General features: G+C 56.1%; 7 protein-coding genes and 1 pseudogene. 5 read left to right on the top strand and 3 right to left on the bottom strand.

The features are described from left to right. Positions 1–326 precede the first annotated feature (326 nt). Positions 327–1,820: a CoA-acylating methylmalonate-semialdehyde dehydrogenase gene (locus QN399_RS04790; RefSeq protein WP_323565890.1), complete on the bottom strand. Its 1,494-nt coding sequence runs from the start codon at positions 1,818–1,820 to the stop codon at positions 327–329. A 67-nt stretch (positions 1,821–1,887) separates the two neighbouring features. Further along, positions 1,888–3,234, bottom strand: coding sequence for an aspartate aminotransferase family protein (locus QN399_RS04785; protein WP_322278101.1), 1,347 nt, complete (start codon positions 3,232–3,234; stop codon positions 1,888–1,890). 125 nt (positions 3,235–3,359) lie between these two features. Between QN399_RS04785 and QN399_RS04780 the strand changes: the two genes are divergently transcribed. From QN399_RS04780 to QN399_RS04760, 5 genes and pseudogenes are all read left to right on the top strand, one after another. After that, on the top strand, positions 3,360–4,280 hold the full coding sequence (locus QN399_RS04780; RefSeq protein ID WP_219062570.1) for a LysR family transcriptional regulator: 921 nt from the start codon (positions 3,360–3,362) through the stop codon (positions 4,278–4,280). Positions 4,281–4,467: 187 nt separating this feature from the next. Continuing rightward, the gene (locus QN399_RS04775) at positions 4,468–5,133 is read left to right on the top strand and encodes a TetR/AcrR family transcriptional regulator (protein WP_322278099.1); all 666 of its coding nucleotides are present in this window, start codon (positions 4,468–4,470) and stop codon (positions 5,131–5,133) included. Positions 5,134–5,186: 53 nt separating this feature from the next. Continuing rightward, complete coding sequence (locus QN399_RS04770) at positions 5,187–5,780, top strand: YigZ family protein (protein ID WP_330200624.1); 594 nt, start codon at positions 5,187–5,189, stop codon at positions 5,778–5,780. A 337-nt stretch (positions 5,781–6,117) separates the two neighbouring features. After that, positions 6,118–6,219: pseudogene (locus QN399_RS04765) on the top strand (MerR family transcriptional regulator); the annotation flags it as partial. A 65-nt stretch (positions 6,220–6,284) separates the two neighbouring features. Further along, the gene (locus QN399_RS04760) at positions 6,285–6,971 is read left to right on the top strand and encodes an SDR family oxidoreductase (RefSeq protein WP_330200623.1); all 687 of its coding nucleotides are present in this window, start codon (positions 6,285–6,287) and stop codon (positions 6,969–6,971) included. Positions 6,972–7,071: 100 nt separating this feature from the next. On the opposite strand, the gene QN399_RS04755 is transcribed toward QN399_RS04760, so the two are convergent. Beyond that, positions 7,072–8,160 carry a calcium:proton antiporter gene (locus tag QN399_RS04755; protein WP_322278092.1) on the bottom strand — a complete coding sequence of 363 codons (1,089 nt, stop codon included), beginning with the start codon at positions 8,158–8,160 and terminating at the stop codon, positions 7,072–7,074. Positions 8,161–8,359: the final 199 nt, after the last annotated feature.

Below are 8,359 nucleotides of genomic sequence, written 5' to 3'. Positions count from 1 at the left end.
AAGTTTCCTTTGCAACTTCAACCACTTGCGCTTCGATCAACTTCACGTCTCTCGTTAGCGGGAGGCGAATTCTACAGCGTTACACGCTGCTGTCAACACCTCTTTTTTACCGCTTTCGATCCAGAAGATCAAAACCCCTTCCTCGCCGCTTACTCTGGATAACTCTTTGATTTACAAGGAGTTTTCCGTTTCATCTGCTCCGGAAGAGGTGCGAATTATAGACAGATTTGACGGGGCGTCAACACCTAATTTCACAAACCTGTCACATCGTTAAAACAGGGCTCTAAACGCAAGAGGCGGGCCTCACGGCCCGCCTCTTTCATCCCTTACAAACTAGGAAAGGCAAACTGCGAAGCCTCATGGCTGGCACGTTGCGGCCAACGCTGGGTGATGGCTTTGCGGCGGGTATAGAAGCGCACCCCATCCGGGCCATAAGCATGCAGGTCGCCAAACAGCGAACGCTTCCAGCCGCCGAAGCTGTGATAGGCCACCGGTACCGGCAGTGGCACGTTGACCCCGACCATACCGACTTCAATCTCGTCGCAGAACAAACGCGCGACTTCACCATCACGGGTAAAGATGCAGGTGCCATTGCCATACTCGTGATCGTTGATCAGTTGCATGGCCTGCTCCAGGCTATCGACCCGGACGATGCACAGCACCGGGCCAAAGATCTCTTCTTTATAGATACGCATCTCCGGCGTGACCCGATCAAACAGGCAGCCACCCAGGAAGAAGCCCTCTTCATTGCCTGCAACGCTCAGACCACGACCATCGATCACAAGCTCGGCACCCGAGTTCACGCCGTCTTCTATATAGCTACAGACCTTGTCGCGATGTTGTCCGGTCACCAACGGCCCCATATCCAGGCCACAGGTAGTCCCGGCACCGATTTTCAACGCCTTGATCTGCGGGACCAGTTTGGCCACCAACGCATCGGCGACCTGATCACCTACACAGACAGCAACCGATATCGCCATGCAACGCTCGCCACATGAACCGTACGCAGCGCCCATCAACGCGCTGACCGCATTGTCCAGATCTGCGTCGGGCATCAGCACCGCGTGATTCTTCGCGCCGCCCAATGCCTGGACTCGCTTCCCGCGAGAAGTAGCTTCTCTATAGATGTATTCAGCGATAGGCGTTGAACCGACAAAACTCAACGCTTTGACTTCAGGCGCTTCGATCAACGCATCAACCGCTGTTTTGTCACCGTGCACGACGTTAAGCACACCGTTTGGCAGACCCGCCTCATTCAGCAGTTGAGCAATCAACAACGTCGAACTTGGATCACGCTCAGAAGGCTTCAGGATGAAGCAGTTACCGCACACAATCGCCAGTGGGTACATCCACAGCGGGACCATGGCCGGGAAGTTGAACGGCGTAATACCTGCAACCACACCCAGCGGCTGAAAGTCGGACCATGCGTCAATGTTTGGCCCTACGTTGCGGCTGTACTCCCCCTTGAGGATCTCTGGCGCGGCACACGCGTATTCGACGTTCTCGATCCCGCGCTTCAACTCACCGGCGGCGTCTTCCAGGGTCTTGCCGTGCTCTTCACTGATCAACTGCGCGATACGCGATTCATTCTGTTCCAGTAATTGCTTGAAGCGGAACATCACTTGCGCGCGTTTGGCGGCGGGCGTATTGCGCCAGGCTGGAAATGCAGCCTTCGCAGCATCGATTGCTTGCTGAACAGTTTCGCGGCTGGCCAAGGGGACTTTATGAACGGCCTGACCGGTCGATGGATTGAACACATCGGCAGTACGGCCGGTATCGGTAACGAACTCGCCATTGATCAGGTGTTGGATGTTGCTCATGACAGGACTCCAAAAAATACGGTCAGGCGCGATCTCGGCCGCGCCTGTGGTTTAAACCCACAGCGAATCAGTCGATCTGATTCAGCACGTCGCCGACAGCATCGAACAAGCGATCCAGATCCTGCGGTTTGCTGTTGAAGGTTGGCCCGAACTGCAGCGTGTCGCCGCCGAAACGCACGTAGAAGCCCGCTTTCCACAGCTTCATCCCCGCTTCGAAAGGACGCACGATGGCATCGCCATCACGGGGCGCGATCTGGATCGCACCGGCCAGACCGTAGTTACGGATGTCCACAACGTTTTTCGAGCCTTTGAGGCCGTGCAACGCGCTTTCGAAATGAGGTGAAATCTCGGCGACTTGCTGAACCAGATTCTCCCGCTGCAACAATTCCAGCGAGGCAAGACCCGCCGCACAGGCGACCGGGTGCGCGGAGTAGGTGTAGCCGTGTGGGAACTCGACCGCATACTCGGGCGTCGGCTGGTTCATGAACGTGTGATAAATCTCGCTACTGGCAATCACTGCGCCCATCGGGATCGCGCCGTTGGTGATTTGCTTGGCGATACACATCAGGTCAGGCGTCACACCGAAGCTGTCGGCGCCGAACATCGACCCGGTGCGACCGAAACCAGTGATGACTTCGTCGAAGATCAATAGGATGTTGTGCTGATCGCAGATTTCGCGCAGGCGCTTCAGATAACCTTTTGGTGGAACGATCACACCGGCAGAGCCCGCCATCGGCTCGACAATCACTGCCGCAATATTGGATGCATCGTGCAACTCGATCAGTTTGAGCATCTCATCGGCCAGCGCAATGCCGCCCAACTCAGGCTCGCCACGTGAATAGGCATTGCTGGCCAGCAAGGTATGAGGCAAATGATCGACGTCCATCAATTGGCCGAACATTTTACGGTTGCCGTTCACTCCGCCCAAGCTGGTGCCACCAATGTTGACCCCGTGATAACCACGGGCACGACCGATCATTTTGGTTTTGGTGGCCTGACCTTTCAGGCGCCAGTAGGCGCGCACCATTTTCACTGCGGTATCCGCGCACTCAGAACCCGAATCAGTGAAAAAGACGTGGTTCAGATTGCCAGGTGCCAGGTCGGTGATTTTCTCAGCCAGCTGGAAGGACAAGGGGTGGCCGTATTGGAACGCTGGCGAATAATCCAGAGTGCCCAACTGACGCGAGACCGCCTCCTGAATTTCCTTGCGCGAATGCCCGGCGCCGCACGTCCATAGCCCGGACAACGCGTCATAAATCTTGCGACCCTTATCGTCCGTCAGGTAGCTGCCTTGCGCCGCCACGATCAGCCGGGGATCGCGCTGAAAATTACGGTTTGCGGTGTATGGCATCCAATGAGCGTCGAGCTTCAATTGGCTGGCCAGAGAATTCTCGGCGGATTCAGGAAGAGTCATGGATGCAAATACCTCACGGGGCGATGGGGCAGCTTATTGAGCTGTGTGGTTGCAGCTAAGTTGCCACGGGGATAAAGTCTTAAAAACCCAACATTTATAATCTTCAGTTAGACAATCACTAAACTATGAGCATCCGTCGACCCGATCCACTGGCCCAAGTCAGCGACTTTGATATTCGTTTGCTGCGCATCTTTCGAAGCGTAGTCGAGTCAGGTGGCTTCTCGGCGGCCGAAAGCGCGCTGGGCATAGGCCGTTCGGCGATCAGCCAACAGATGAGCGATCTTGAACAACGACTCGGCTTGCGCCTGTGCCAGCGTGGACGCGCGGGGTTTTCCCTGACCGAAGAAGGTCGGGAGGTCTATCAATCGTCTTTGCAGCTATTAAGTGCCGTAGAAAGCTTTCGCACCGAGGTCAATGGCCTGCACCAGCATTTGCGCGGCGAACTGAACATCGGTCTGACCGACAACCTGGTCACCCTGCCGCACATGCGCATCACCCATGCCCTGGCCCAATTGAAGGAACGCGGCCCAGACGTACATATCCAGATCCGCATGATCGCGCCCCATGAAGTGGAACAGGGCGTGCTCGATGGGCGTTTGCACGTAGGCGTTGTTCCGCAGGCCAGTGCCCTGTCCGGGCTGGAATATCAGCCGCTGTACAGCGAACGCTCTCTGCTCTATTGCGCTGTCGGCCATCCGCTCTTCTATATGGATGACGCCGCGCTGAATGACGAACGATTGAATGCTCAGGACGCTATCGCTCCGACCTTTCGCTTGCCTGCGGACATTCAGGCGCATTACCAGGCGCTCAATTGCACCGCCAGCGCCTCGGATCGTGAGGGCATGGCCTTTTTGATTCTCACCGGGCGCTATATCGGCTACCTGCCGGATCACTACGCCAGCCTGTGGGTTCAGCAAGGCCGACTGCGAGCGCTGAAACCGACGGCACGTTTTTATGACCTGAGTCTGGCTTCGGTCACTCGCAAGGGACGTCGCCCTCATCTGGTACTGGAAAGCTTCCTTGAAAGTCTGGCCGCCACCCGATGAGGCTTTTCAGGACTTTGCGCTGTGAATGCGCAACCAACTAAATAGTTAAAGAGACCACTCACGCAGGCCAATCTGAAGCCGAAATCGAAAGCTTGGAGCATTAATTTGCACGACTGGCTCTTGTCTGATCATCGCGGGTGCGTTATCTGTTCTCAGCTTGCAGCCCATGACCCGTTCGGAACCGCCCATGACCTTTGAAGTCCCAGCCCATAGCGCCCAAGCCGTCGCTAAACCTGCCAGCCGCATTCGTCAGAAGAACGAAGAAGCAATCATCAAAGCCGCAGAGGACGAGTTCGCTCGTCACGGCTTCAAAGGCACCAGTATGAACACCATCGCGCAGAATGCAGGCTTGCCCAAAGCTAACCTGCACTACTACTTCACCAACAAGCTGGGGTTGTACATTGCGGTGTTGAGCAACATCCTCGACCTGTGGGACAGCACGTTCAACGCGTTGAGCGTCGACGACGATCCCGCTCAGGCACTGAGCCATTACATTCGAGCCAAGATGGAGTTTTCCCGACGCCAGCCACAAGCGTCACGGATCTTCGCCATGGAAATCATCAGCGGAGGCGAATGCCTGAATGAGCATTTCAGTCAGGACTACCGTGCCTGGTTTCAGGGCCGGGCAGCCGTGTTTCAAGCCTGGATCGATGCCGGAAAAATGGACCCCGTCGACCCTGTGCATCTGATCTTCCTGCTCTGGGGCAGCACCCAGCACTACGCTGACTTCGCCACGCAAATATGTCGGGTTACCGGTCGCACCCGTTTGACCAAGCAGGACATGGAAACCGCCAGCGACAATTTGATCCGCATCATCCTCAAGGGCTGCGGGCTGACGCCTCCGGCTGCTTGAGCGGTCCGTTACCGAAAACAGTGGTTTACGTCGTCGATAGCTGGAATATACGCATGCCTTTTACCCTTGTCGGCCCTTGCGAATACCGTGAAGAAATTCGCAAAAGCCGCTTTATTACCCTCGCAGCCCCCATCACCAGCGCCGCACAGGCCCAAGCGTTCATCGAGCAGCACAGCGACCTTAACGCGACGCACAATTGCTGGGCGTGGAAACTGGCCGATCAATACCGCAGCACCGACGATGGAGAGCCCGGCGGGACCGCTGGTCGGCCCATCCTCGCGGCGATAGAAGCGCAGGATTGCGATCAAGTCGTGGTATTGGTCATCCGTTGGTATGGCGGCATCCAATTGGGCACTGGCGGCCTCGCTCGCGCATACGGTGGCGGCGCCAATAAATGCCTGAACCAGGCCGAGCGCCTGCCCTTGATCCATCGGGTGCAATTGAGCTGTACGTGCAGCTTCAGCGAACTGGCGCTGGTCAAGGTGCGGCTGGCCGAACTACATGGACTGCTGGAGCACGAAACATTCACCGCCAACGGCGTCGAATTGCAGATTGCCCTGGGCCCGGAGCACATCGACATTTTGCAGCGACAACTGGCAGATCTGAGTCGCGGACGAATTCTCTTGCAGCCGCTTGAGGAAGACTGAATCCGCGCGTGCGCACTCCCTGGTTAATTGCCCACATCTACTGTGCACCCGGCTGTGGATAAGCTGAGTACACACCCCTGCGGGCCTTGCTGCGTATGGCGTTGCGACGACTGGTTGTTTTTTGCTCAATCCACCCATTACTGGAATAAAACCTCCTTAAAACAGGGTGTTATCGTCACTTATCGCAGTTGGGCACTTCACGGTCACTCTTTATTCCCGCACTTTTCGCTTGCACACAATAACTGTGGAGCAACCTGTGGATAAGCCGTGCAAGCCTGTCTCTGGCGCAGACAGATCATGGCGCGCGCTCAGCTGGTCATTTTTTGTTCAACGACAGGAAGACAAACTCAACGCTATCGACGCTCGAATCGCCGAACTAAACGAGTTACGCCTTGAGTTGCAACAACGCTTGGGTCAACGTTGTCCATTAAGTCCTTGAGGCGACAATGTCCCTCTGGGCTATTTCTCCCCTGAACCACTATTTGTGAACAAGGAGCTCGATCCATGCCGAATACCAAAACTGCGTTAATCATTGGCGCCTCCCGTGGCTTAGGCCTGGGCCTGGTGCATCGCCTGTCGGAACAGGGCTGGCAAGTGACCGCCACAGTGCGTGACCTGCACAAAGCAGGTGGACCCCAGACGATCCCCGAGGTGCAGGTCGAGGTGCTGGATATCAATGAGCCGTCATCGTTGAATGTTTTCACCGAGAAGCTGAAAGGACAGGTTTTTGATCTGATGTTCATCAATGCCGGCGTCAGCGGACCAAAACATCAGAGCGCTGCGCAAGCGACCGTCGACGAACTCGGCCAGTTGTTCATGACCAACGCCATTGCCCCCATTCGTCTGGCCGAACGAATGATCCAGCAGATTCGTCCCGACACCGGGGTCCTGGCGTTTATGAGTTCGGTGCTAGGCAGTGTGATGTGCCCTGAAGGCAACGACATGGCATTGTACAAAGCCAGCAAGGCCGCGCTGAACTCCATGACCAATTCCTTCGTTACACAATTGGCCGACCCGAAGCCGACAGTCCTGTCCCTGCATCCGGGCTGGGTGAAAACAGACATGGGCGGCGAAGGTGCTCATATCGATGTAGAAACCAGCACCCGTGGTTTGGTCGAACAGATTGATGCCTATACCGGCAAGGGTGGTCATTACTTCATCAACTACAAGGGTGAAACAATTCCCTGGTAATTAACTGGCCAGATGAACTTCAGCCTCGCCGCTGCTTCTATCTGAAGCGCGGCGACCCTGGATCTGTAGCGAGCGTGTAGTGCTGCTAGTGCTGTCGGGTTCAAAGCCCCAACAACGACAGCATGATAAAGGTTGCGAACAGCACGAAATGCGTCATGCCTTCGATGGCATTGGTTTCACCATCATTCAGGTTGATCGCGCTGACCAAAAGCGTGATGAAGATCATCACGCTCTGCACCGGGGTCATCGCCATCTGGAACGGCTGGCCGCTGTACAGCGCCATGGCCTCCATGACGGGTACGGTCAGGATCACCGTTGACAACGAGGCGCCCAACGCAATGTTTACGACGGACTGCATGCGGTTGGCCAACGCCGCGCGCAAGGCCGTGAGGATCTCGGGGGCAGCGGAAATAGCCGCCACCAGAATCGCCGTCATGACCGGCGGTGCACCTGTCCCTTCCAGACCGAGGTCGACGGTTTTCGACATCACTTCAGCCAGCGCACCGATTACCACTACGCCAAAAATCAGGGTGCCGATCGAGCGCACCAGATTGATCGATGGATCCTCTTCGGCAGGCGAATTCTTGCGCATTTTTTCGGGATAGCTGTAGCTGAAAAAATAACTGTGCGGCCCCACCTGCATGCGCAGAAACAGGGCGTACAGCAGCACCATCGCGCCAATCGTAAACGCCGAATAAATCTTCCAGTCACCTTCGGGAATGAACTCAGGCACCACCATGGAAACGCCCATCGCAGTGAGGATCATCACACTGTAAGTGCGCGCCGAATCATCGTTGTAGGACTGTTCGCCATGCTTGAGCCCGCCCATCAGCGCCGCCAGCCCCAGAATGCCATTGATATCGAGCATCACCGCTGAATAGATCGTGTCGCGCACCAGTGTCGGTGAGGGCTCGTTGCTCATCATGATCGCCAGAATCACGACCTCGACCAAGACGGCCGACAGCGTCAGGATCATAGTGCCATAGGGATCGCCGAATTTATGCGCCAACAGTTCGGCATGGTGGGCCACGCGCATCGACGCGCAGACAATCGCCACCACCAGTGCAATCCCGCCCGCCAGCGCAACACCCTGACCGTGATTCAGCAACGCATGTTCGAAGGGGAACGCGATCAGCGCACCGAGAACAGCCAGCAGTAGAAACTTTTCATCTCTCAAATAAGTCAGCATTGGAATGCCTTGGGTCAAAAGTGTCTGGCCTGGGACTGACCGGTCTCATACAGGCGGGTCATTATCAGTAAATGTTTCACGGCTAACGGTAACAGCAAAGACGTTGCGCTGTGGCTTCAACCGGCCGATCAGCCACGCCACGTAAAGGAAGCGATCTCAAAGCGGACATCCGTCTGTAGAATGGCGACTATCTGCACCT

Origin of the sequence: Pseudomonas sp. 10C3, from assembly GCF_036346185.1 — a bacterium.
Lineage (GTDB): Bacteria > Pseudomonadota > Gammaproteobacteria > Pseudomonadales > Pseudomonadaceae > Aquipseudomonas.
Note: the sequence above shows the minus strand (reverse complement) of the source record. Positions and strands in the feature narration are given on the sequence as shown.

Excerpts from the sequence above, each read along its gene's own strand:
- QN399_RS04780 (WP_219062570.1), top strand. The coding sequence starts at position 3,360 with ATGAGCATCCGTCGACCCGATCCACTGGCCCAAGTCAGCGACTTTGAT.
- QN399_RS04785 (WP_322278101.1), bottom strand. The coding sequence starts at position 3,234 with ATGACTCTTCCTGAATCCGCCGAGAATTCTCTGGCCAGCCAATTGAAG.
- QN399_RS04770 (WP_330200624.1), top strand. The coding sequence starts at position 5,187 with ATGCCTTTTACCCTTGTCGGCCCTTGCGAATACCGTGAAGAAATTCGC.
- QN399_RS04755 (WP_322278092.1), bottom strand. The coding sequence starts at position 8,160 with ATGCTGACTTATTTGAGAGATGAAAAGTTTCTACTGCTGGCTGTTCTC.
- QN399_RS04775 (WP_322278099.1), top strand. The coding sequence starts at position 4,468 with ATGACCTTTGAAGTCCCAGCCCATAGCGCCCAAGCCGTCGCTAAACCT.
- QN399_RS04760 (WP_330200623.1), top strand. The coding sequence starts at position 6,285 with ATGCCGAATACCAAAACTGCGTTAATCATTGGCGCCTCCCGTGGCTTA.
- QN399_RS04790 (WP_323565890.1), bottom strand. The coding sequence starts at position 1,820 with ATGAGCAACATCCAACACCTGATCAATGGCGAGTTCGTTACCGATACC.